General features: G+C 65.4%; 25 protein-coding genes. 13 read left to right on the top strand and 12 right to left on the bottom strand.

Features of this window, described 5'->3' with window-relative positions; all coding sequences use genetic code 11:
- Positions 1-99: 99 nt before the first annotated feature.
- On the top strand, positions 100-732 hold the full coding sequence (locus NFX52_RS16025; protein ID WP_010463169.1) for a response regulator: 633 nt from the start codon (positions 100-102) through the stop codon (positions 730-732).
- 110 nt (positions 733-842) lie between these two features.
- Here the strand turns inward: NFX52_RS16025 and NFX52_RS16020 are convergent, their stop codons facing one another.
- From NFX52_RS16020 to gpmA, 4 genes are all read right to left on the bottom strand, one after another.
- A complete protein-coding gene (locus NFX52_RS16020) occupies positions 843-1,268 on the bottom strand; it encodes a response regulator (protein ID WP_055395489.1) in 426 nt (141 codons plus the stop codon).
- A gap of 113 nt (positions 1,269-1,381) precedes the next feature.
- Positions 1,382-2,131 carry a HesA/MoeB/ThiF family protein gene (locus tag NFX52_RS16015; RefSeq protein WP_055395491.1) on the bottom strand — a complete coding sequence of 250 codons (750 nt, stop codon included), beginning with the start codon at positions 2,129-2,131 and terminating at the stop codon, positions 1,382-1,384.
- A gap of 91 nt (positions 2,132-2,222) precedes the next feature.
- Entirely contained in the window at positions 2,223-3,659 is a 1,437-nt protein-coding gene (locus NFX52_RS16010; RefSeq protein WP_055395496.1) for a S41 family peptidase, read from the bottom strand.
- A gap of 121 nt (positions 3,660-3,780) precedes the next feature.
- Complete coding sequence (gpmA, locus tag NFX52_RS16005) at positions 3,781-4,524, bottom strand: 2,3-diphosphoglycerate-dependent phosphoglycerate mutase (protein WP_055395498.1); 744 nt, start codon at positions 4,522-4,524, stop codon at positions 3,781-3,783.
- Between the two features lie 87 nt (positions 4,525-4,611).
- Here gpmA and NFX52_RS16000 point away from each other — a divergent pair, with 87 nt between their 5' ends.
- The 4 genes from NFX52_RS16000 to NFX52_RS15985 all read left to right on the top strand — a co-directional run bounded on the left by NFX52_RS16000 (position 4,612) and on the right by NFX52_RS15985 (position 6,993).
- The gene (locus tag NFX52_RS16000; RefSeq protein ID WP_055395500.1) at positions 4,612-5,019 is read left to right on the top strand and encodes a rhodanese-like domain-containing protein; all 408 of its coding nucleotides are present in this window, start codon (positions 4,612-4,614) and stop codon (positions 5,017-5,019) included.
- Between the two features lie 77 nt (positions 5,020-5,096).
- Positions 5,097-5,354 carry a glutaredoxin 3 gene (gene grxC / locus NFX52_RS15995; RefSeq protein WP_015015481.1) on the top strand — a complete coding sequence of 86 codons (258 nt, stop codon included), beginning with the start codon at positions 5,097-5,099 and terminating at the stop codon, positions 5,352-5,354.
- A 108-nt stretch (positions 5,355-5,462) separates the two neighbouring features.
- Positions 5,463-5,921, top strand: a complete 459-nt coding sequence (gene secB, locus NFX52_RS15990) for a protein-export chaperone SecB (RefSeq protein WP_055395502.1) — start codon at positions 5,463-5,465, stop codon at positions 5,919-5,921.
- 58 nt (positions 5,922-5,979) lie between these two features.
- Positions 5,980-6,993, top strand: a complete 1,014-nt coding sequence (locus tag NFX52_RS15985) for an NAD(P)H-dependent glycerol-3-phosphate dehydrogenase (protein WP_055395507.1) — start codon at positions 5,980-5,982, stop codon at positions 6,991-6,993.
- 29 nt (positions 6,994-7,022) lie between these two features.
- On the opposite strand, the gene NFX52_RS15980 is transcribed toward NFX52_RS15985, so the two are convergent.
- Complete coding sequence (locus tag NFX52_RS15980; protein ID WP_252635727.1) at positions 7,023-7,709, bottom strand: N-acyl amino acid synthase FeeM domain-containing protein; 687 nt, start codon at positions 7,707-7,709, stop codon at positions 7,023-7,025.
- Between the two features lie 478 nt (positions 7,710-8,187).
- Complete coding sequence (gene lysA / locus NFX52_RS15975) at positions 8,188-9,432, bottom strand: diaminopimelate decarboxylase (protein WP_055395510.1); 1,245 nt, start codon at positions 9,430-9,432, stop codon at positions 8,188-8,190.
- Positions 9,433-9,632: 200 nt separating this feature from the next.
- Between lysA and NFX52_RS15970 the strand changes: the two genes are divergently transcribed.
- Positions 9,633-10,571 (top strand): LysR family transcriptional regulator, encoded by a 939-nt coding sequence (locus tag NFX52_RS15970; protein ID WP_055395512.1) that lies wholly within the window; start codon positions 9,633-9,635, stop codon positions 10,569-10,571.
- 85 nt (positions 10,572-10,656) lie between these two features.
- Here NFX52_RS15970 and coaD read toward each other — a convergent pair whose 3' ends face one another.
- The 6 genes from coaD to NFX52_RS15940 form a co-directional block, all read right to left on the bottom strand.
- Positions 10,657-11,157: a pantetheine-phosphate adenylyltransferase gene (coaD, locus tag NFX52_RS15965; RefSeq protein WP_055395514.1), complete on the bottom strand. Its 501-nt coding sequence runs from the start codon at positions 11,155-11,157 to the stop codon at positions 10,657-10,659.
- Between the two features lie 131 nt (positions 11,158-11,288).
- Complete coding sequence (locus tag NFX52_RS15960) at positions 11,289-12,341, bottom strand: DMT family transporter (RefSeq protein WP_055395516.1); 1,053 nt, start codon at positions 12,339-12,341, stop codon at positions 11,289-11,291.
- Positions 12,342-12,344: 3 nt separating this feature from the next.
- A complete protein-coding gene (locus NFX52_RS15955; RefSeq protein ID WP_055395538.1) occupies positions 12,345-12,695 on the bottom strand; it encodes a DUF6488 family protein in 351 nt (116 codons plus the stop codon).
- A gap of 61 nt (positions 12,696-12,756) precedes the next feature.
- The gene (locus NFX52_RS15950; RefSeq protein WP_252635726.1) at positions 12,757-13,536 is read right to left on the bottom strand and encodes a HupE/UreJ family protein; all 780 of its coding nucleotides are present in this window, start codon (positions 13,534-13,536) and stop codon (positions 12,757-12,759) included.
- Positions 13,537-13,755: 219 nt separating this feature from the next.
- Positions 13,756-14,118, bottom strand: a complete 363-nt coding sequence (locus NFX52_RS15945; protein WP_055395520.1) for a hypothetical protein — start codon at positions 14,116-14,118, stop codon at positions 13,756-13,758.
- A gap of 91 nt (positions 14,119-14,209) precedes the next feature.
- On the bottom strand, positions 14,210-15,433 hold the full coding sequence (locus tag NFX52_RS15940) for a helix-turn-helix transcriptional regulator (RefSeq protein ID WP_435301292.1): 1,224 nt from the start codon (positions 15,431-15,433) through the stop codon (positions 14,210-14,212).
- 319 nt (positions 15,434-15,752) lie between these two features.
- On the opposite strand from NFX52_RS15940, the gene NFX52_RS15935 reads away from it, so the two are divergent.
- The 7 genes from NFX52_RS15935 (at position 15,753) to NFX52_RS15905 (ending at position 21,672) form a co-directional block, all read left to right on the top strand.
- Positions 15,753-16,214, top strand: a complete 462-nt coding sequence (locus tag NFX52_RS15935; protein ID WP_162239749.1) for an IPTL-CTERM sorting domain-containing protein — start codon at positions 15,753-15,755, stop codon at positions 16,212-16,214.
- A gap of 168 nt (positions 16,215-16,382) precedes the next feature.
- Positions 16,383-17,183, top strand: a complete 801-nt coding sequence (locus NFX52_RS15930; protein ID WP_252635724.1) for a DUF3667 domain-containing protein — start codon at positions 16,383-16,385, stop codon at positions 17,181-17,183.
- Positions 17,184-17,365: 182 nt separating this feature from the next.
- Positions 17,366-18,490, top strand: coding sequence for a helix-turn-helix transcriptional regulator (locus tag NFX52_RS15925; protein WP_207402020.1), 1,125 nt, complete (start codon positions 17,366-17,368; stop codon positions 18,488-18,490).
- 203 nt (positions 18,491-18,693) lie between these two features.
- On the top strand, positions 18,694-20,400 hold the full coding sequence (locus tag NFX52_RS15920) for a TPM domain-containing protein (protein ID WP_207402019.1): 1,707 nt from the start codon (positions 18,694-18,696) through the stop codon (positions 20,398-20,400).
- A 16-nt stretch (positions 20,401-20,416) separates the two neighbouring features.
- Positions 20,417-20,737, top strand: a complete 321-nt coding sequence (locus NFX52_RS15915) for a hypothetical protein (RefSeq protein ID WP_055395531.1) — start codon at positions 20,417-20,419, stop codon at positions 20,735-20,737.
- A gap of 51 nt (positions 20,738-20,788) precedes the next feature.
- The gene (locus tag NFX52_RS15910) at positions 20,789-21,259 is read left to right on the top strand and encodes a lysozyme inhibitor LprI family protein (RefSeq protein ID WP_055395533.1); all 471 of its coding nucleotides are present in this window, start codon (positions 20,789-20,791) and stop codon (positions 21,257-21,259) included.
- Positions 21,259-21,672 carry a hypothetical protein gene (locus NFX52_RS15905; protein WP_156358623.1) on the top strand — a complete coding sequence of 138 codons (414 nt, stop codon included), beginning with the start codon at positions 21,259-21,261 and terminating at the stop codon, positions 21,670-21,672. The genes NFX52_RS15910 and NFX52_RS15905 overlap by 1 nt, the downstream gene beginning before the upstream one ends.
- The last annotated feature ends 225 nt before the right edge of the window (positions 21,673-21,897 follow it).

The following is a 21,897-nucleotide window of genomic DNA, read 5'->3' as shown; positions in this document are numbered from 1 at the left end:
AGACCGGGCACCACCCTGCCAACAGGGATGACGTGCCGGAGAAGCTTTCCAACCAACAAACATCAGGAGCGGCATCACCGCCCTGCGAAAGAAAGATCGATGATCAAGATTGGCATTGTGGATGACCACGCGATAGTTCGTTCCGGGCTGCGGCAGTTCCTGTCCGAGCATGTGGATCTGCGGGTGGAGGGTGAGGCCTCCAACGGCCGTGAAGCCATCGACCTGGTACGCAACAAGGAAATTGATGTCCTGCTCATGGACCTGTCGATGCCCGGACAGAGCGGGCTGGATGCGCTGGCCATGCTGCGGGCCAAGGCCCCGGACATGGGCATCCTGATTCTGAGCGGCTACCCCGAAGAGCACTATGCGATCAACCTGATCCGCCAGGGCGCCAGCGGCTACCTGAACAAGGAGTGCGAACCCTCTGAAATCGTGGAGGCGATCCGCACCATTGCGCTGGGCCGCCGCTACCTGACGCCTGCCGTGGCCGAACTGCTGGCCCAGCAACTCAATCGCAAGGACGACGCACCGCCCCACGAGCAGTTGTCGGAACGCGAGTTCCAGGTGTTCCTCAAGCTGGCCAAGGGAGAGACGGCAGGCGATATCGCCAAGGCCTTGTCGCTCAGCGTCAAGACGGTGAGCACCTACCGCACGCGACTGATGGAAAAGATGAGCCTGTCGTCCAACAGCGATCTGACCTACTACGCGCTCAAGAACCGCTTGATTGACTGACATGGAGCAGTGGCCTCAGTCCGGGGTCATTGGGCCTGACTCGGCCCGCTGGCGAGAAGAGTAGAAAATAAAAAGCCCCGCCGCGCGCGCCCGCGCTGCAGGGCGCAGCATCACAGCGAATGGCCAGGCGACGACAGGGACTGGCCAGCTTCCATTCCCGCAGGACTGCTGCTGTGCTGGATGCAGTAGTCCACCAGCGCATCAATTTCGTTGGATTTGTCGAAGACCGCATCCACCCCCAGCTGTGCGCAGCGCATGCGCACATCGGGTGTCGCGTAGTTGCTCAGCACCACCATCTTCTGGCCAGGGCGGCGCGAGCGGCATGCCGCCAGGACCCCCAGCCCACTGCCTTGGCGCAGAAAAAGATCCACTATTGCCAGATCCCACTGCTCACCATGGGTGGCGAGCCAGTTCTTGCCCTCGTCCTCGGTCTCAGCGACTCCTACCGCCTCTACGGACGCCAACTCTTCGAGCGTCCCGATCAGGTTCTCTCGAATGGTGGCGTTGTCTTCAACGATATAGGTGCGGAGTTTCACAGAAGGGTCCCGTTTCACTACCAACGCACATTTACGCTGGTCGAGCCTCAAATTTAGTGGCTCAGCTGAGCGGATTCTGCCAGCCGCCGCACGCGGACGCTGTAGGAGTAATCCTACCGAGCAACACACACCGTGCAGTGCGGCGCACGCGCCACGTTCATCGTGCTCCACTCCATGGACCGTCCATCCAGCATCAACAGACGCCCAGCCAGTGACGTCCCGATGCCTGCAAGCAGCTTGAGCGCCTCGGCCGCCTGCAGGGCACCCACCACGCCCACCAGCGGGGCAAACACGCCCATGGTGGAGCAACGCACCTCTTCAAAATCCGCCTCAGGCGGAAAAATACAGGCGTAACAGGGCGACGCAGCCTGGCGCGGGTCCACCACCGTGATCTGGGCATCAAAGCGGATGACGGCCCCCGCAACAAGGGGCTTGCGATGGCGCACACAGGCCGCATTGACGGCGTGGCGTGTTGCGTAGTTGTCGCTGCAATCGAGCACCACGCAGGCGTCTTGCACCAGGGTATCGAGCACAGCGGCATCTGCGCGCGCCTGGAGCACGGTCACCTGCACTTCGGGGTTGATGGCTGCCATGGCGCTGGCTGCAGACGCCACCTTGGGCTGGCCGACGCGCGCGGTGGTGTGTGCAATTTGGCGTTGCAGGTTGGTCAGGTCCACCACATCGTCGTCCACCAGGGTGATGTGCCCCACACCGGCAGATGCCAGGTACAGCGCGGCAGGCGAGCCCAGGCCACCCGCACCGATGATGAGGGCATGGGACGCCAGCACCTGCTCCTGCCCCTCGATGCCCATCTCATCGAGCAGGATGTGGCGGGAGTACCGCAGGAGCTGGTCATCGGTCATGGCGAGAGTCTCAAGAAAAGAAGAGCAAGAAGGACAAGAAAAAAGGCCGGACTTCGCTGGAAATCCGGCCTTCAGCACAGGGAGCGAAAGCTCAATTTTCTTTCTTTTCGTCCTTGCGTTCCGTCAGTGTCTTGCTGACCAGCACGGGGCGGCCTTTGAGCTGGTTGAGCGCCTGCACGAGCTGGAAGTCCTTGTCCGAACCGAACTCTGGAGCCTTGCGTTCTGCTGCAGGCTTTTTGGCTTCTTCTTCCATGCGCTTGAGGGCGCTTTCGCGGGCCTTTTCACGGGCCTCATCCTTCTTTTCCTCGCCTTGGCCGCTGCCCAGGTGCTTGTCCAGATCGGCCTCGCGCATGCGCAAAGCAGCGAAGATGTTACCTTCTTCCGATTCGTCGATCATCACGTCGGGCACGATGCCCTTGGCCTGGATCGACTTGCCGCTCGGGGTGTAATAGCGCGCGGTGGTCAGCTTGATGCCGGTATCAGGCCCCAGCGGACGCACGGTCTGCACCGAGCCCTTGCCAAAGGTCTGGCTGCCCATGATGGTGGCGCGCTTGTGGTCCTGCAGAGCGCCCGCCACGATCTCGCTGGCCGACGCAGAGCCTTCATTCACCAGCACCACGAGTGGCACGGACTTGAGGGCTGCGGGCAGGCGGCGCAACGGGTCACCCCCGCCACGGCGCTGGTAGAAGTCGGGCGAGGCCTTGTAAGTGGCCTTGCTGTCCGCGAGCTGCCCGTTGGTCGTGACCACCGTGACGTTTTCTGGCAGGAACGCGGCCGACACGGCCACAGCCGCATCCAGCAGGCCGCCGGGATCGTTGCGCAGGTCGAGCACCAGGCCCTTGAGGTTGGGTTCCTGCTTGTAGACCTCTTCCACCTTGCGCACAAAGTCATCGACCGTGCGCTCCTGGAACTGCGACAGGCGGATCCAGGCGTAGCCGGGCTCCACCACCTTGCCCTTGACGGACTGGGTCTTGATCTCTTCGCGCGTGATGGTGACCGGGAAGGTGCGGCTCTCGTCCTTGCGGAAGATGGTGAGCGTGACCTTGGTGTTGGGCTCGCCACGCATGCGCTTGACGGCATCGTTCAAGGACAGGCCCTTGACCGCCGTTTCGTCGATCTTGGTGATCAGGTCATTGGTCTTGAGGCCAGCGCGGAAGGCGGGAGACCCTTCGATGGGCGACACCACCTTGATCAAGCCGTCTTCCTGGGTGATTTCGATACCAACCCCCACAAAACGGCCGGAAGTGCCTTCGCGAAATTCCTTGAAGGACTTCTTGTCGAAATACTGGGAGTGCGGGTCCAGGCTGGCGACCATGCCGGAGATGGCGTCGGTGATGAGCTTCTTGTCATCCACCGGTTCGACGTAATCGGTCTTAACCAGGCCGAACACCGCCGACAGCTGCTGGATTTCTTCCAGCGGCAGCGGAGTCATCGCACCACGCGCGACCGTCTGCAACGAAACCGTCGTCAGAGCCCCAGCCACGACACCAACCGATACCCATCCCGCAATTTTGAGTTTGTGGCCCATACAACACCTTTACCGCTTCAAAACCAATATACACCTTGGAAGGACCAAACCCGCTGCAGTTCCGCGCAGGCACTCACTTTAGACAGGGTATCGGCGGGTTTTCCCCGTCTTTACCCAGGCTTTACGCCTTGCCTTGCGATGCCACTGCCGCAGCTGCCTTGGCAGCCGCTTCTGCATCGCCCAGATAGTAGTGGCGGATGGGCTTGAGGTCGGCGTCCAGCTCATATACCAACGGGATTCCGTTGGGAATGTTCAGGCCCACGATGTCCGACTCGGAGATGTTGTCCAGGTACTTCACCAGGGCGCGGATGGAATTGCCGTGCGCGGCGACCACCACGCGCTTGCCTGAGCGGATGGCCGGTGCCATGGCATCGTTCCAGAACGGCAGCACGCGGGCCACGGTGTCCTTCAGGCATTCCGTGAGCGGCACGCTGCCTTCGGCCAGAGCGGCGTAACGGCGGTCGCTGCGCTCGCTGCGGGGGTCCGTGGCTTCCAGCGCTGGGGGCGGGGTGTCATAGCTGCGGCGCCACACCAGCACCTGCTCGTCGCCGTACTGTTTGGCCATGTCGGCCTTGTTCAGGCCCTGCAGGGCACCGTAGTGGCGCTCATTCAGGCGCCAGTCCTTGACCACGGGCAGCCAGGTGCAATCCATTTCGTCCAGCGTGTACCACAGGGTGTGGATGGCGCGCTTGAGCACGCTGGTGAACGCCAGGTCGAACTCGTAGCCCTCGGCCTTGAGCAGCTTGCCGGCCGACATGGCCTGGGAAACACCGGTGGGCGTGAGGTCCACATCGGTCCAGCCGGTAAAGCGGTTTTCAAGGTTCCAGGTGGATTCGCCGTGGCGGATCAGAACGAGCTTGTACATGGTTTCCCCAGGAAAGGCAGGTCAAAAAAATGCGGGCCAAAACCCAGCATTCTAGAATTACGCTGTTCGCCAACCCAAGGAAGCTTCGTGAAATTCATTATTGATAACTGGTATCTGTTCCTCGTTGCACTGGCTTCGGGCAGCATGTTGCTGTGGCCGGTCCTCAAGAACGCCAGTGGCGGCTCGCTGACGCCAGCGCGCGCCGTGCAGCTCATCAACCGCGAAAAAGCGGTGGTCATCGACGTCTGCGAAACCGAGGAATTCGCCGCCGGCCACGTGAACGGAGCCAAGAACGTGCCCCTGGGCCAGCTCGAAGAGCGGCTGCCCACCGTGGTCAAGAACAAGGCCCTGCCCGTGGTGCTGGTGTGCGCCAGTGGCGCCCGCTCCAACCGTGCCGTCGCCATTGCCAAAAAGCTGGGCTACGACAACGCCCAGTCGCTCGCTGGTGGCCTGAAGGCCTGGCGCGAAGCCAGCCTGCCTGTGGAAAAAGCCTGATCCGCCCCCAGTTATTGGGTCCGCGATAGTCTTGCCACTGATTTTTAGCCCCACAGGAAGAAAGAGGAAGGTCCGCCATGCAACCCGTGAAGATGTACACCACCGCCGTCTGCCCCTATTGCATCCGGGCCAAGCAGATCCTCAAGTCCAAGGGTGTGGAGCAGATCGAGGAGATCCGCATCGACACCGACCCCGCCGCGCGCAGCCACATGATGGAGATCACCGGCCGCCGCACGGTGCCGCAGATCTACATCGGTGACACCCATGTGGGCGGCCACGACGATCTGGTGGCGCTGGACAGCCGTGGCGAGCTCATGCCCTTGTTGGGCGCCTGACCCCCTCCCCGGGCGCTGCATAATGCAGCCCCATGTGCCCGCTGCGGGAGCTGCTCCCCGGCGGGTTTTGTTTTGCTAGCAATTTTGTAAGCTCAAAGAGACTTCACCATGGCCGATCAAGAAAACCCCGTGTTCCAGATCCAGCGCGTCTACCTCAAGGACCTGTCGCTGGAACAACCCAATTCCCCCGGCATCCTGCTCGAACAAGAGCAACCCAGCGTGGACATCCAGCTGGGTGTGGAAGCCACTCCCGTGGCCGAAGGCATCTTTGAAGTGGCCGTGACGGCTACCGTGCAGACCAAGATCAAGGACAAGACCGTGTTCCTGGTCGAAGCCAAGCAGGCCGGCATCTTCGAAATCCGCAACGTGCCCGAAGACCAGATGGGCCCCATCATGGGCATCGCCTGCCCGCAGATCGTGTACCCCTACCTGCGCGGCAACGTGGCCGACGTGATCAACCGCGCTGGCTTCCCGCCCGTCCACCTGGCCGAAATCAACTTCCAGGCCATGTACGAGCAGCAGCAAGCGCAGGCCGCCGGCCAAGCCTCGCCCATCATCACGCAGTAATCATCAGCGTTTAGAGGCTTTTTTGCCTCTACCGCCCGATAGATAAGCGCAAGCAGCTATGAAAATCATAGTATTTGGCGCTGGTGCCTGGGGCTCTGCGGTCGCCATGAGCGCAGCCCAGCACCCTGCCGGGCACGCGGTCACCCTGTGGGCCCGCGATGCAGCCCAGGCGCAAAGCATGCGCGCCCAGGCACAAAACGCCCGCTACCTGCCGGGCATTGCCCTCCCCCCGTGCCTCTCAGTGGTCGATGGCGACTTCCGCGCACTGTTGCCCGGTGCCGACCTGGTCATCGTGGCCACGCCCATGGCCGCCCTGCGCGGCATGCTGCTGGCGCTGCGCGGGTGCACGGCACCTGTGGCCTGGCTGTGCAAGGGCTTCGAGGCGGTGCCTGCCGGTGCCAATTCAGCATCTTTTGGGCTGCTGGCGCACGAAGTACAAGCCCAAGTAGCTCCTGATTTAATAGCAGGCGCATTCAGCGGCCCGAGCTTTGCGCAGGAAGTCGCCCTGGGGCAGCCCACAGCCCTGGTGGCCGCCAGCGCCCATGCGGCCGTGCGCGATGCGCTGGTCAAAGCCTTTCACAGCCCGAGCGTGCGCGTGTATGCCAACGAAGACATCGTGGGCGTGGAAGTGGGCGGCGCGGTGAAAAACGTGCTGGCCATTGCCACCGGCCTGTGCGACGGGTTGGCGCTGGGTCTCAACGCCCGCGCCGCACTCATCACGCGCGGCCTGGCTGAGATGACGCGGCTGGGCCTGGCGCTGGGCGCGCGGCCCGACACGTTCATGGGCCTGTCCGGCCTGGGCGACCTGGTGCTGACCGCCACCGGCGACCTGTCGCGCAACCGGCGCGTGGGCATGCTGCTGGCACAGGGCCAGACCCTGGCGCAGGCGGTGGAATCCCTGGGCCATGTGGCGGAAGGCGTCTACAGCGCCCGCACCGTGGTGCAGCGCGCGCAGACACTGGGTGTGGACATGCCCATCGCCGAGGCCGCCGTGGCCTTGCTTGACGGCCGCCTGCAACCTGCCGAGGCCGTGGCGCAGCTCATGGGGCGCGGCCCCCGGGGCGAGCTCTGACGGTAGAGGCCCCGCGCAAGACCTGACGGCTACCTCACCGACAGGCGCCGCAGCAGACCCTCTTCATCGTCGGGGTGGAAGAAATAGGGGTAGAAGCTGCGCTCCACGCTGGCCAGCTTGGGCTGGCCGCCAAATTGGTCGATGAGGCGGCGCCCCTTGTCGGCGCCGATGTGCAGCAGCACGGCGGGCGCACCCACACGCTCGCACATGCGTTCGGGGCCGATCTGGTCAAAACACAGCATGCGCCGGTAGAACGGGGCGTGGCGCGGGTTCACCTCGATGACGATGTCGGTGGCGCGCCGGGCGCGGAAGGCCACGATCCACGCAATGTGGAAGATGGCACCCAGCACATGCTTGGAACGCACCCCGGGGTCCATTGCAAGCTTGCCCATCTCGCAGATGCGCGCGCCGCGCTGGCGCAGTTCGGCGATGAACTCGGGATACTGCTCCTCGGCCGCCAGGTGCCCGTCATCCATGCGGACCGAAATCGCCCCCTGCGACTGCCCATCAATCTGCACCACCAGGCTGCTCAAGTCGCAGTCGTGCGACAAGGTGGCCTGCATGCTGTAGCCCTTGCGGGCGTACATGCGGGCCAGCAGCCCCTGGCCCTTGCGGGACAGACGGATCTTGCAGGTCTTGGTTTCGGCACAGCCCAGACGGCTCAGGTACTCGCCGGGGTAGGCCAGCTCGACAATGGTCTGTTCTTCGGCGTCCATGGCGGCTCCAGGGGTGGGCAAAGTGGCCTCTACCCGCCCGCGCGCCGTGCGTGGCGCGAGGCAGCCGGGGCCTCGTCGCTCTGTTGAAAATAGGGCGAAAGGCCAGCTTAGCGGCTTCTCTCATTCTCTGGAGCCCGGGTTGGCATGGCAAGCGGACGAACGGACGCACGACCTTGGCGAAAGGCATGCCCAGCAAAAAAGCCGCAGGGCACCATGGATAGGCGCCCTGCGGCTTTTTTGACAATCCCCTTGCGGGGCAGGATCAGAACACGCCGAACAGCATGAGCAACAGAACAACGGACAGTGGGACGCCGAGCAGCCAGGCAATGATGGGCATAGTGATCTCCTGAAAAGGGTTGAAGGGGATAAGTGATTTCACTGTATGGCCCTCCTTTTCCCGCCCGTGTGCGCCAGCACGGCGCGTGGCCGTAGGCGCGCGCCTACCGGCTGTGGGAGCGGCACCCGCCCCACAGCACGATCAAAACCCTAGTTCCAGCGCCAGCAGTTCGTCCACCGTCTGACGGCGGCGGATCAGGCGCGCCTTGCCACCGTCAACGAGCACCTCGGCAATCAGTGGACGCGTGTTGTAGTTGGAGGACATCGATGCGCCATAGGCCCCGGTGTCGTGGATCACCAGCAGATCGCCCACCTGGGCGGCGGGCAGGTCCCGTGGCAGCACCACGCCGCCGTCGCCCTGGGTGAACACGTCGCCCGATTCGCACAACGGGCCTGCCACCACCGTGGGTTGCTCTGCCGCCGTGGAGCCATCGCGGCGCAGCACGCTCATGGCGTGGTAGCTGCCGTACATCGATGGGCGCATGAGTTCGTTGAAGCCGGTATCGACCAGCACGAAGTGGTTGTTGCCCGCGTTCTTGGTGGCGCGCACCTGGCCCAGCAGCACGCCGGATTCAGCCACCAGATAGCGGCCGGGCTCAATCTCCAGCCCGAGCTTGTGGCCCACGATGGCTTCGGCCTGCTGGCGCGCGGCGTCCCACAGGCCGTGGTAATGCTGCGTATCGACCACCGGGTCGCCACTGCGGTAGGGGATGGACAGGCCGCCACCGGCCGAGATGGCGTGCAGGTCATGCCCGGCCGCATGCGCCGTGCGCACCAGGTTGACCATCGCACCACACACCTCCTGCAAGTGGCTGTAGTCCACGCCCGAGCCGATGTGCATGTGCAGGCCCACCAGCTTCAGACCGTGCTGCTGGATCGCCGCCAGCGCCGCAGGCAGGTCGGTGTGCCAGATGCCGTGCTTGCTGTGCTCGCCACCCGTGTTGGTCTTGTTGCTGTGGCCATGGCCAAAGCCGGGGTTGATGCGCAGCCACACCGCATGGCCCGGCGAACGCGCGCCCAGCTGGTGCAGCATGTCGATCGAGCCAGCGTTGACGGGCACGCCGTGTTCCACCACGCAGTCGAGCGTGGCGGCGTCGAACAGGTCGGCGGTAAAGACGATCTCCGACGGCTCTCCGCCGGCCGTGTAGCCGGCCGCCAGCGCACGCAGGATCTCGCCGCGCGAGACCGCATCCACCTTCACGCCCTGCTCGCGCATGAGCTTCAGGATGTGGATGTTGGAGCAGGCCTTCTGCGCGAACCGGATGGTCTCGAAATTGGACACCTGCGCAATGCGCTGGCGGATGGTGGCCGCGTCATACACCCACAAGGGGGTGCCGAACTGGTCGGCCAGGGACCACAGCTGGGCGGGCGAGAAGGGGTTGGACATGGGGACTCCGAAGGCACAAAGACTGATAGGACTTACGCAAATCGGGATGCAACAACCGCCTCGCCCTGGGGTGAACCGCTTGCCTGAACCCTGTTTTGCGTAAGTCATGACTGAATGGAAGCGCGGATGATGCCCTTTCCAAGGTATTTGGTCGAATTCTTTGATTTACACCCTCTATTCAATATAGATATGCTTTGCCCATGACCGACCCCGCACTGGCCCACCGCATCACCCACCGGCACATCGAGGTGTTCCGCGCCGTGATGACCGCTGGCAGCGCCACCGGCGCCGCCGACCTGCTGCACAGCTCGCAGCCCACGGTGAGCCGCGAGCTGGCCCGGCTTGAATCGTTATTGGGCTATGCGCTGTTCGAGCGCATACAGGGCCGCCTGCGCGCCAACGCGCGGGCGCTGGCGCTGTGGGACGAGGTACAGCGCTCGTGGCAGGGGCTGGAGCGCGTGGTGGACCGCGCCGTGGCGCTGGGCCGGCCCGACGCCGTGCAACTGGCAGTACTGTGCCTGCCCGCGCTGGCGCACGCGCTGCTGCCCGGCGCGGCGGCGCGGCTGATGCAGGGGCAGCCCCACGCGCGCCTGTCGGTCACGCCGCAGGATTCGCCGCTGCTCGAAGAATGGATGAGTGCCCAGCGTTTTGACCTGGGCCTGTGCGAGCAAACCGCCGCCCCGCCCGGCACCCGCGCCGAGGTGCTGCTCACCCTGGACGAAGTGGCCGTGCTGCCCGCAAGCCACGCCCTGGCCCGCCAACCCGTGCTGCAGCTGGCGGACTTTGCCGACCAGCCCTTTGTGAGCCTGTCGGCCGACGACCCCTATCGCCGCATCATTGACGCGCGCTTTGCCGAAGCCGCCGTGCCACGCACGCTGCGCATGGAAACCCACAGCGCGGCCGCCGTGTGCGCGATGGTGGAGCACGGCCTGGGGCTGGCCATCGTCAACCCGCTGACGGCCCTGACCGCCGCAGCCAATGGTCGGCTGGTGGTGCGGCGGCTCGCGTTGTCGATCCCGTTCAGCGTGGCGACCGTACTGCCGCTGTACCGCCCACCGCTGCCCGAGGTGGCGCCCATGCTGGAGGCCCTGCGGGCAGAGGCGGCGGAGGTGGCGCGCCGCTTGGAGGCCGTGGCGTGACCACTGCCGCCACAGAGAGTTTGCTACTATTTATATAGCTTTTCACGCTTACCAGATAAGCGCCAGAGGCTGTTTTTTCCAAAAATCAGGGCGGCGTGAGCGTGCGCACCTTCTCGGCCAGCCGCTGCTCCACCGAGGGCGACACAAACTTGGTCACCTCGCCGCCCAGCACGGCAATCTCGCGCACAAAGGTGCTGCTGATGAACTGGTACTTGTCGCTGGGGGTGAGGAACACGGTTTCCACCTGCGGCATCAGGCTGCGGTTCATGCCCGCCAGCTGGAACTCGTAGTCAAAGTCGGTCACGGCGCGCAGGCCACGCACCATGGCCTTGCCGCCACGCTCCACGACAAAATCGCGCAGCAGGCCCGAGAAGGCTTCGACCTGCACTTGCGGGTAGTTCTTGACCGCCTCGCGGACCATGTCGATGCGTTCTTCCAGGGTGAACAGCGTCTTCTTGTGGTGGCCCGCAGCCACGGCCACGATCACGCGTTCGAACAACTGGGTGGCCCTGCGCACAACGTCTTCATGGCCCAGCGTGATGGGGTCAAAGGTTCCGGGGTACACGGCGAGCACGTTCTGGGCCATGGCTGGTTGTCTCCTGTCTGGCGGAAGGGTCGTTGGCCCGGCCCCCGAAAGGCGTTCACGCTCTTTCCGGGGCGCCAGGCCGCGTGCGCGCATTATGCGTGCAGTGCAACATGAATCCCTGTTCAGTGAAGTCAGTGCGAATGCCCATGGTGCGCATCGGGCACGTGGGGATGGGTGTGCTCTACTGGAGCGTGATGGTGCCAATGGCTGTGCGAGCCAGAGGGCATCACGTCATGGGTGTGCGTGTGGTGACCGTCGTCATGGGTGTGTGCATGCTCGTGCTCCAGGGCCTCATGCACATGCGCATGTTCGTGCCGCTCCGCTAGATGCAGCACCACACCACAGACCATCAACAGACCGCCCACCCCCATCAACCACGATCCAGAGCGGTCGCCGAGCGCGAAAGCACCCAAGGCACCAATGAACGGAGCGAAAGCGAAGACAGAACCTGTGCGAGCCGCCCCGAACGCCCGTTGCGCAAGCAGGTAAAAGCGCAAGCTCAGGCCGTAGCCCGTGGCACCCACGGCCAACAAGGCCAGCGCCGGACCCAGACCCGGCACCGGCTCGTTCCATAGCCATCCCATCAGCACTGTCGCGAGCGTGCCCAGCACCGCCTTGACCAGGACCACCTGGCCAGGATCGCGGTCCGCAACCCCCTTCGACAGGGTGTTGTCGACACCCCATGCCACGGTGGCCACGGTCACGGCCAACAGCCCGAGCAGTTGAACCTGGCCGACCAGACCTTGTTCCAGCACCAGCACGACGCCGCCTACCAGCAAGAGCGCCACGGCAACGATGACGCGCCTGTCCAGCGTTTCACCGTACCAGCGCCATGCCAGCAGGGCCGTGAACACAGCCTCCAGCGTCAGCATCAGTGACGCGCTGGACCCGCTGGTGCGCTGCAGGCCCCACGCCAGCGCTACCGGCCCCACCGCAGCGCCCATGCTGGCCATGGCCACCAGGCGCGGCAGGTCTCCACGGCGCAGCTGGGCCTCGCGCGTGGCAGGTTGGCGCATCACCGCAGCCACCAGTGCAGCGCCACCATAGAGCAGCGCTGCCGTGGTGAACGGCCCCACGCCAGCACCAAAGCCCTGCACCAGTGGCGTGCTCAGGCCGAACAGGGCAGCAGCCAGCAACGCAAGCAATCCGCCCCGCTGCGCAGGGGACGCCAGACCGCGCCACATGGCTTATTGGCCCGTGAAATTTGCGGCAATGAAATTTCCCGGCAGGCTGTAGAACATGTACAGCGTCTGTTTGCTGGGGTCCACCACCGCCGGGTTCTTGAAGGTCAACTTCCACTCCTTGCCCTTTTTTCCCTCGACGGCTTCCACACTCTCGGGCTTGACCGCAGACCACGAGGCGTCCAGCTTGCCCGCCGTGACCAGCGCCTGTTTGCGCTGGTCGGCGCAACCCCTCACCACGGACTCGGCCGCAGCCTTGGCCCCGTGGAAGTGGCAACTGCTGCCCTTGTCAGCGTAGGCGGCAGGCGCCCAGGCAGCAGCAGACAAGACGATGGTGGCGATGAGAGACTTTTTCATGATGAGGTCCTTGAAGACTTGGAGGTAAAAACTAAACGGGAAAAAAGAAAAAGGCGCAGATTCACCGAAGGGTGTTTCGGCTGTCATCCTGGGTGTTTTCGATATTCATGTCCTCATGGACATGGCGGTGTTCTTGGGTGGGAAAGCGAAAACTGTCCGGCGCCGTGTCGTGTTGGTAGCCGTGCAGCTGCGTGAACAGCAGATAGACACCGGCATAGATCAGCGCCAGATTGGCAGCATGGCTAAAGCGCTTGAAGGAGGGCCTATGCCGCCAGGCGGCCAGCAGTGCCACCATCACAGCCAGCGCCGCGACCTGGCCCAGTTCCACCCCCACATTGAAGCTCAGGATGCGCCCCAGCATTGCGGTCGGATCGTCACCCAGCGGCAACTGCTGCAACCGGGTGGACAGGCCAAAGCCATGCATCAATCCGAAAATGAACACAGCGCCCAAAAGGTTCGGCGACTGCATGTCAAACACCCGCTGAAATCCGCCGTTGTTGTCAAAACCCTTGTAGATCACGCTTGCAGCAATGATGGCATCGACCAGGTAGTAGTTCCAGGTGATCTGGAAGTACGTGGCAAACACCAGTGTGATGCAGTGGCCCACGGTGAAGACCGTCACGAACTTGGCCACCTCCTTGAACGTGGTCAGGAAAAATACCACCCCCAACAGAAACAGCAGGTGGTCGTAGCCCGTCAGCATGTGGCTGGCGCCCAGGCCGACGTACTGCAGGTAGCCGCCATCGAGCATGCGCTGGCGGTCCTCCTCGGAAATACCGTGCGCAAAGCCCAGCAGCGGGACAAAACCCAGCAGCAATGCCACCAGGCGATGGGAAATCATTCGGGTCATGGTTCAAGAGCCCTGTGTGCGGGTGAAGACAAGCTTGCGTGGTGCGACGCAGTGGCAGACCAGCTCCTTCGGAACTGCATCCAGAGCGCCGCTACGCCGCCTCTGGCGTAGCCAGCAAGCAGGAAAGAAAAAGCAAGGAAACAAAAAGGCAGGGATCGCTGGAGGAACACCAGCACAGCGACGGTCCTCGGCAACCGCCGCGCAGGCCCGTCAGGCCCAAAAAGTGCTGCGCTGCGGAGGACGCAAGGGGCTGTCTAAAAAGACCGATGCGTGCCCCGGAACCGCGTGGGGCACCAACACTGAGGGGACGGGATCGCTGGCAACAAGAGCCATTGCCGGCAGCAAACCAGGCAATTGCACCGCCTGGTGCGCATGCTGATGGGGCGGCTCGCTGCCATCAGCTTCCAGGTGCAGGGTCTGGTCGGCATGGTGGTGGTGCCCCACCTCCTGCGCATGCACCACCATGTGAGCGATGACCTCCTTCTGGTGGTCAACGTGTACAGGCGACAGCCACGCCAGCGCCTGCCAGACCATGGCAATCAGCAGGAAAAGGGCTCGGCGCTTGCTGGTCACGGAAAGATTGTATGGGGCACCTGCCCCGCGCCGTGTAGCCCCTGGCTGCCTCGGGAGTGGACCGCTCGCACGCCCCCTTTGCGAAGGGCCGTCACACCACCGCAATCCCCTGCAGTGCCACGTTGCCCGGTGCCAGCAGCATCAGCCGGGCCACCAGCGCCACCAGATCCTGCTGGCGCTGGGTGCGCGTCTTGGCCAGCAGCGCGCTCATCTGCGTGCGCACGGTCGAGATGCGCGAGCCGCGTGCGTCCGCAAAATCCTGCGGGGTCTGGCCGCGCATCAGCGCCAGCAGCAGGTCGGCCTCGGACGGGCTCAGGCGGTAGGCCTGGCGGGCCAGGGCGACGGCGGCCTCGCTGCACAGGCTGCGCTCCAGCACCACCCAGGCGACGCCCGGCGCGCGGTGGCACAGGCCCAGCGCAGCCAGATCGCTCAGGGGCAGCGTCACCAGCAGCAGCCCACCCGCTGTGCCGGGCAGCTCCACACAGCCGCTGCGGCCCTGCAGCGATTGCTGGAACAGCGCCCGCAGTGCGGCATCGGCCGTGCTGGCCAGCACCGGGCTGCGCAGCAGCGTGCGCAGGGCGACGCTTTCGGGCCGGGCGCTCAGCAGCCGGGCGAGTGCATTGGCGTGCAGCAGGCGGCCGGCGGCGTCAAAGAACAGCAGGCCCATGGGCATCTGCTCCATCAGCGACTCCAGGCCCTGGGTACGCGCACGCAGCGCCACCATCTCGCGGTGCAGAAAGGCCGCGCGCTGCACGCCGCCAAACTCTGCGCGAAAACGCGCGACCTCCTCCGGTGTGAAGCCCTCGTCGTCCCCCTGGCGGTACACCGACATGAACAAATTGCCCACCGGGTGCGACGCGCCCTGGCTGCCGCCAAACATGCGGGTGCCGATGCCGTACTCGCGCAGGAAGTCGCTGTAGATCTCGCTGCGGCGAAAGCCGCGCGTGGCGTGCACGGGCGCGTCCGTGGCCACCCAGGTGCCCGACGGGTCCGTGCGCGCACGCTGCGCCATGGCGTCGTCCCACAGCGGATCTTGCAGGCGAAAGTGCGTGGCATAGCGCTGCGCCGCCTCGGGTGTCACGCCCATCGCCAGCAGCGCGGGCGCGCCGTCGCTCGATGGCGATTGCAGCCAGTAGTCCACCTCGGGGTGCGCGGCAAACTCCGCGCCCCACTGCGCCAGCTGGTCCAGATCGCTGGCCAGGAAGGCGCCGCCGAGCAGGTCCGCGCGAAAGCTGGCGGCGTAGCGGGCCAGCGTGTCGCCAAACCGGGTGCCGTCCGACACCGATGCCAGCAGATCGCAAAAAGCAGGATGCAAACCCATTCCCTTTATGCAGAGCCTGCGCCCGCCGGAATGCTGCCCCAGCGTTTGCCCCCTGCCCGTTACCTTTTGCAAAAGGCAGGCAGGCGGGCCGGACGCAGGCACCCGGCTTCGCACAGGCCATGTGTTTCATAGAAAGCGGCGGATCGTAGGAGCCGCCCCTGGCTGCCGTCATCATCTACCCGAATGAGAACATAGCGAGCGAGGCTCCTCCAGGTAGCGGATGGGCAAGGGCGCCGGGGCTTTCTACAGTCCCTGCGTGTCGCCGCTCGCGCCAGCGGGCGGCATGGTCCATTTTTTTCCAAGCCTCGCACCCATGAAACTCCGCCGCCGCATTTTCCGCGTTGCCCTGTTCCGCTCCGTGTCCGTCAGCGCCTGCCTAGCCGCAGGAAGCGCCCAGGCCCAGTGGGCCACCATCAACACCATCAGCAACCCGCCCGGCGCGTTCACCATTACCTGCACCGATTTCCCGGTGCCCGGCCCCCAACAGGTCTGCGCCGTTTCGCCGCCACTCCCCGTGGGCAGCACGGTCCGCGGCAACTGCGGCGGCAACGTCCGCATGGTCGATGACCCGGCCCGCCCCAACACCTGGCTGTACCAGGTGGGCCCCCGGCCCGCCAACCCACCCACGGCCACCTGCGACTTCACGGTGAACGCGCCCAACGTTCCCCCCGTCGGCGCCACCGCCGTGCCCACCCTGGGTGAATGGGCGCTGATCCTGCTGTCGCTCGTGGCGGCCACGCTGGGCATGGGGGCACTGCGTCGCAAGAAGCTTTAAGGATTTTTGGGTGCTAGCGCTTATCCATCAAGCGCCAACAGCTACACAAAACATAGCAAATCCACGCAGCGCCGTCGCTCATCGTCGTTCATGTGAACGATGGCGGCTGCCGGGCCACAGCCTACGATCCGCAGCCCACCCCAGCCCGGCCTGCGCCGTTCCTTCCTTGTGATTCCCCGTCCGCCCCAGCCCACTCCCACCACCGTCAGCGACGCGCTGTTCGACACCCAAGCCTGCCTGAACTGCGGCGCGGCGCTCTCTGGCCCGTTTTGCGCGCAGTGCGGGCAGAAGAAGGCCGCGCGCATGGGCGGCAGCACCGTGCGCAAGGAAGCGTGGGAGCGTTTTCGCTGGTTTGAATGGAACACCCTCCGCAACGCACTGCGCGTGCTGCCCCAGCCCGGCACCACCGCACGCGAATACGTGCTGGGCCAGCGCAAGGACCACCCCCACCCGCTGACCCTGCTGTGCCTGGCCATCGGCTTCCTGCTGATCGTGCTGGGCCACACCGACTACTTGCGGCCCGAGCTACCCAGCGAAGAGGCGCAGCGCATGGTCGCTCTGGTCACGGGCTACTCCAAGTGGTCGTTCTCGCTGGGCGCGGTGGCGGCGTTTGCCAGCATGTGGATGGTCTTCCGCCGGTGGGGCTACAACGTGGCCGAGCTGCTGACCCTGGCACTGTATTGCCAGGCGGTGTTCATTGCGCTGCAGATGGTCAACCAGCTGCCGCTGGTGCTGGCGTCGTCGCCCGAGCTGTTCAGGTGGCACAAGGCCTGGTCTCCCTGGTACATGACGGCGCTGCAGACGCTGATGCTCATGGTGGCGCTGCGGCAGTTTTTGGTGCTGGATTGGCGGCGCGATGGCTGGCGGCTGCTGCTGGTCGGTGCGCTGTTCGCGGCGCTCAAGTGGCAGGCCACCCAGCTCTATGCCCGCGCAGTGGTCGAACTCGTGCTGTGGCAAATGGGCGCGTGAAAAGCGTGAACAAGTTCATGAAAACCTGTCGGGCCGCAGCCACATCCTTCACCTGAATGATGTTGCGGCGCAGGCGTCGACCCTACCATCCGGCGCAGTTAATTCAACCTGATGAGGAGCCCCCATTGAGCGGTGAAGAGCGGAACCCGCAGCCTGTGGGAATACCGGGTTTCGAGACCCTGATGGCCGAAAGCCTGGAGGCCCTGGGCGAGCCCGGCATGGTGGAGCGCCTGCTGCACCGCGTGGGCGAATCGCTGGGCAGCCACAAGGTGGTGCTGTTTTGCCCCCTGCCCGGCTCGGACGACCCGCTGGCCGCCTACCAATGGGGCATGCCCGATGATTTTCTGGCGCGCTATGCGAACCTGATCCAGGGCAGCGATGCGTGGAGCGAGGCGCTCGTGCGCCAGCAGGGTGAGGCGCTGGCACGCGGCGGTTCGCTGAGCCAGCAGCTCGTCAGCACCCCAGCCCTGCGCCGTGGCGCGTTTTATGCCGACTACCTCAAGCCCCTGGGTATCGATTCCATGGTCAACAGCATCGTGGAGGCCTCGCCCGAGGTGGGAATGCACGTGCTGGCGATGTACAACGACCTGGGCCAGAGCGAGTTCACCCCCGAACAATTTTCCCGGCTGCGCGCCGTGACGCCCTGGGTGCGCAGCCTCATGCGTGCCCAGCGCCGCCTGCAGCAGGCCCGCCGCCACAGCAGTGCGCTGGAGCGCACGCTGGACCAGTTGCCGCTGGGGCTGATGCATGCGAACCAGCGTGGCGAGGTGCGTTACCTGAACGAACATGCCCGCGCCTGGCTGGGGGTGGAGGATGAATGCCGCATCCTGCTGCGCAACGCCACGGGCTGGCAGGCGCGCCAGCCCCTGCAGCTGGCGCAGATCCACCCCGGGCTGACGCCACTGCTCACCGCCAGCCTGAGCACACGCTCGCCCGTCTCGGCCCGGCTGCAGACACAGCAGGACCCGGCGCCGGGAACGCTGGTGGCCCTGGCCGCGCCGCTGCGCAATGGCCCGGGGCCCGCCGCCGAACCGCTGGCCCAGTTCATCCTGGTGCCCGAGGCGCCGCCGCACGCGGGCGCCACGGTGTCGGTGTGCAGCGCGCTCTATGGCCTGACCCCCGCCGAAGCCGCCCTGCTGCCCCTGCTGCTGCAGGGCATGACGCCGCGCGAAATGGCCGACAACCGGCACGTGAAGATGCCCACCGTGCGCTCCCAGCTGGCCAGCCTGTACGCCAAGACCGGCACACGCGGCCAGGCCGAACTGGCCCAGCGCGTGCTGCGCGTGGCGGCCCTCGTGACAGCATGAGACACCCCCCTGAGTCGCCTTCGGCGCCTTCCCCCCCGCTTTCGCATTGCCACGCAATGCGGGCAAGGGGACGCGGCCCTCACTGCAGGGCGGCCGTTGCTTGGCCGCCCTGGCTTGGGGTACGCCAGTTTCGACGGCTGCGCGCAACACGCAGCGCAACCGGCCACCGCATTCACTGATCCCAACCCAAGGAACCCCTCCCCATGAAACACAGCAATGTTCGTCCCGTCGTCTTCGCCTGCGCGGCACTGATGGGCCTGGCCGGCACGGGTCTGGCTCTGGCCCAGAAAACCGCCGCGGGCGGAAAGCCCAGCAAGGCCCAGCTGGCCGCCGAACTGGCGGCTACCCTGCAGGCGTGTTCGTACGACGGCAGCCCGCTGGCGTTCTCGCCGCCCGACCTGTCCAAGGGCGGCGCCACCGGCAAGCAGGTGGTGGCCGAGATCATGAAATACACCGGCCTGCCGGCCAACTTTGTGGTGGTGGAGGGCAAGGTGCCCAATGCGGCGGCGGTGATCATGGCGGGGCCGGACAAGATCCCGCGCCGTGTGATCGCCTACAACCCCGGCTTCATGGGCGAGGTGATCCAGGCCACCAAATCCAACAACTGGGCGCCTGTGAGCATCATGGCCCACGAGATCGGGCACCACCTGTCGGGCCACACCATCGTGCCCGGCGGCAGCCAGCCGCCCATCGAGCTGGAGTCCGACAAGTTCAGCGGCTTTGTGCTCTACAAGATGGGAGCACCGCTGGCCGACGCCCAGCGCGCCATTGCCACGCTGATCCCCGAGAAGGACGGCGAAACCCACCCGGGCCGCAAGAAACGCCTGGCCGCCATCGAATCTGGCTGGAAGGAAGCCTGCGAGCTGCAAGGCGGTGGGCCGCAGTGCTCGGGCGGATTGCCGGTGCGCACCGCAGCGGCTGCCCCCGCTGCACCGGCACCCGCTGCCGCATCACCCGCCCCGGCACCCGCCACCACGGTCGCCAAGGCCCCGGCGCCCACGGCAGCACCCGCGGTGCCCTCGGCCAAGACGCCCGCCCCAGCCCTGGCCGCCGCGGCCGAAACCCTGCCCAAGGTGGACGCTGCCGCCATCCCGTCCAAGGGCACACAGTTCATCTACGACGAGTTCGGCATCCTGGACCCGGCCATCCGTGCGCAGTTTGAAAAGCAGATGTACGACCATGCGCAGAAGACGGGCGTGGAGATCGTCACCCTGCTGGTGAAGGACCTGGGCGGCAAGACCGCCGAGGAATACGCCCACGCCATGATGCGCCAGCTGCGCGTGGGCAAGCTCGATGTGGGCAACGGTGCCGTGCTGGTGGTGGCACCTGAGCAGAACCAGGCCGCCGCCGTGCTGGGATCGGGCGTCGCGCTGGAGATGGGCAGCCACGACAAGACGGAGCAGCTCAAGCGCTGGATGAACACGGCCTGGGCGCTGTGCAAGAAAAAGAGCGCCTGCGGCAACTGGACCGAAAACCTGATGCTCGCAGCCGACCACCTGCGCCGCGATACCAGCCACGCCGACTGGACCATCGCCTACCAGTCGCTGGGCGACATTCAGAGGGCCGATGCCGCAGAAAACGGCAAGGTCACCAGTCCAAAGGACAGCAAGGTCTGGCGCAAGATCGTGCGCCTGTCGGGCACTGTGGAAAACCTGAATCCGCCCGCTGGCAACAAGGCCGCCTGGGTCAATGATGCCAAGGTCAAAAACGGCAAGCAGGCCGTGCTGCTGCGCAGCGCCGAGGGGCTGACCACCATGCTCTACGTGGACCCTCGCACCGAAGTCTTGCAACCCGGCGGCAAGCTGGAGCAGGGCAAGACCTACACCGTCATCGCGCGTGCGGCGGGCCTGTCGTGGAACCCCAAGGACACGCAGTCGCTGGATGTGCTGAGCTACGCCGTCACGGAGTAAGCCGCAGGCCCACCACATGTCAGCCACGACCCTCACCATGCTCCTGGCGGGCGCTGCCAATCTGCTGCCCGCGCTGTTTTTCATGTTTACGGCACTGCTCGGCAGCAACGGGATGAACTCCACCCAGGGCGGAAAGCTGCTGGGCGCCCTGGCCGTGCTGCTGGTGCTGGGCTGGCTCGCCGCGCTGGGGCTTGCTCGCCACCTTGCCCACTGGGGCCAGGCGCGCTGCTGGTCCACCGCGGTCAGCGTGGCAGCGGCCAGCGGTGGCGCGGTAGTCGCTTTCACCGTGCTGGCGCTGCTGTCCACCCTGGCAGCGCTCCTGTGGGTGGGCGCATGAGCTTCCTGCACTCCCCCTGAAAAGAGAAGAACGCCAGAAAGAAGGCCTCCCATGCAACATCCCCTGCACCAGCCCTTGTACAACACCACCCTTGCGCTGCTGGCCGCACTCACCCTGCTGGCCGCCGGGACACACACAGCCCACGCCGCCGAACACTTCTGCGGCCAGACCTCTGCCCACCCCATCGACAAGGCCCTGGCTGCGGCCGCCGAACGCAGCGGTGGCGTGACGGTGGACCTGCGTGACGCGCAGTCGGCCGCCTACGCCGCGTGGGACAAGGAGCTCAACCGCGTCTACGCCCAGGCCCTCAAGGCCGCTGGCCCGACCCGGCGTGACGCCCTGCGTGCGGCGCAGCGCGCATGGCTGGCGTTCGACACCGCGCAGGGCCAGTGGGACGCCATGCTGCATGCCGACCAGGGCACATCGGCCGCGCTCAACATCGCCGGTGCCGCGCTGGAACGCCGACGCGCGCGGGTGTGCGACCTGAGCAGGGACCTGCAAAGCCTGAAGGATTCGGAATGATGCGTCGCACACTCCTGCGGCTGCTGCCTGTGCTGGCACCCGGACTGGCCCACGCGCAGGACCACCCCACGGTGTGGCTGCGCGTGCGCAACAACAGCCAGGAGGTGTTCGAGCATGTCTGGCAAGGCCTGCCGCGCACCCGCAGCCATGTGGACCTGGGCCCCTTGCGGCCCGGCCAGACCAGCCGGTGGCACGCCGTTCCGGCCACGCTGGCGCACTACCGCAAGACCCGCATCCAGCTGGCCCAGCGCCAGCTCACCGACGTGACCGACACCTCCTTCCCACAAGGTCGCGCCACCCTGGAGCCGGGCCGCTACACCTTCGCCTACACGCTGGAGGGAGATGCACTGCGGTTGACGGTGATCCCGGAAGCCGAGACCACCGCGCCGGACAGATCACATCAAAAACAATAGCTGCTAGCGCTTATCAGATAAGCACTAGAGCCCAATTTCATTCAAAAAAATGGCGTCCATGAACACCTTCAGCACCTTGCACCCCGTCCGCATGGCGCGGCTCACGGCCCTGGCGGCCGCCCTGTTTGCGGCGGCCTGTGGCGGCGGGGACGCCAACGAGGCACCTACTCCCACTCCCACTCCCACTCCCACGCCAGCCCCAGGCACGGCGCCCGCACCAGGGCC

The sequence above is a fragment of the Acidovorax facilis genome, assembly GCF_023913775.1.
GTDB lineage: Bacteria > Pseudomonadota > Gammaproteobacteria > Burkholderiales > Burkholderiaceae_C > Acidovorax > Acidovorax facilis.
The sequence above is the reverse complement of the archived record's forward strand: the minus strand, read 5'-3'. Positions and strand labels throughout refer to the sequence as shown.

Excerpts from the sequence above, each read along its gene's own strand:
- NFX52_RS16025 (WP_010463169.1), top strand. The coding sequence starts at position 100 with ATGATCAAGATTGGCATTGTGGATGACCACGCGATAGTTCGTTCCGGG.
- NFX52_RS16015 (WP_055395491.1), bottom strand. The coding sequence starts at position 2,131 with ATGACCGATGACCAGCTCCTGCGGTACTCCCGCCACATCCTGCTCGAT.
- NFX52_RS16010 (WP_055395496.1), bottom strand. The coding sequence starts at position 3,659 with ATGGGCCACAAACTCAAAATTGCGGGATGGGTATCGGTTGGTGTCGTG.
- gpmA (WP_055395498.1), bottom strand. The coding sequence starts at position 4,524 with ATGTACAAGCTCGTTCTGATCCGCCACGGCGAATCCACCTGGAACCTT.
- grxC (WP_015015481.1), top strand. The coding sequence starts at position 5,097 with ATGCAACCCGTGAAGATGTACACCACCGCCGTCTGCCCCTATTGCATC.
- secB (WP_055395502.1), top strand. The coding sequence starts at position 5,463 with ATGGCCGATCAAGAAAACCCCGTGTTCCAGATCCAGCGCGTCTACCTC.
- NFX52_RS15985 (WP_055395507.1), top strand. The coding sequence starts at position 5,980 with ATGAAAATCATAGTATTTGGCGCTGGTGCCTGGGGCTCTGCGGTCGCC.
- NFX52_RS15980 (WP_252635727.1), bottom strand. The coding sequence starts at position 7,709 with ATGGACGCCGAAGAACAGACCATTGTCGAGCTGGCCTACCCCGGCGAG.
- lysA (WP_055395510.1), bottom strand. The coding sequence starts at position 9,432 with ATGTCCAACCCCTTCTCGCCCGCCCAGCTGTGGTCCCTGGCCGACCAG.
- NFX52_RS15970 (WP_055395512.1), top strand. The coding sequence starts at position 9,633 with ATGACCGACCCCGCACTGGCCCACCGCATCACCCACCGGCACATCGAG.
- coaD (WP_055395514.1), bottom strand. The coding sequence starts at position 11,157 with ATGGCCCAGAACGTGCTCGCCGTGTACCCCGGAACCTTTGACCCCATC.
- NFX52_RS15960 (WP_055395516.1), bottom strand. The coding sequence starts at position 12,341 with ATGTGGCGCGGTCTGGCGTCCCCTGCGCAGCGGGGCGGATTGCTTGCG.
- NFX52_RS15955 (WP_055395538.1), bottom strand. The coding sequence starts at position 12,695 with ATGAAAAAGTCTCTCATCGCCACCATCGTCTTGTCTGCTGCTGCCTGG.
- NFX52_RS15950 (WP_252635726.1), bottom strand. The coding sequence starts at position 13,536 with ATGATTTCCCATCGCCTGGTGGCATTGCTGCTGGGTTTTGTCCCGCTG.
- NFX52_RS15935 (WP_162239749.1), top strand. The coding sequence starts at position 15,753 with ATGAAACTCCGCCGCCGCATTTTCCGCGTTGCCCTGTTCCGCTCCGTG.
- NFX52_RS15925 (WP_207402020.1), top strand. The coding sequence starts at position 17,366 with ATGGCCGAAAGCCTGGAGGCCCTGGGCGAGCCCGGCATGGTGGAGCGC.
- NFX52_RS15920 (WP_207402019.1), top strand. The coding sequence starts at position 18,694 with ATGAAACACAGCAATGTTCGTCCCGTCGTCTTCGCCTGCGCGGCACTG.
- NFX52_RS15915 (WP_055395531.1), top strand. The coding sequence starts at position 20,417 with ATGTCAGCCACGACCCTCACCATGCTCCTGGCGGGCGCTGCCAATCTG.
- NFX52_RS15910 (WP_055395533.1), top strand. The coding sequence starts at position 20,789 with ATGCAACATCCCCTGCACCAGCCCTTGTACAACACCACCCTTGCGCTG.
- NFX52_RS15905 (WP_156358623.1), top strand. The coding sequence starts at position 21,259 with ATGCGTCGCACACTCCTGCGGCTGCTGCCTGTGCTGGCACCCGGACTG.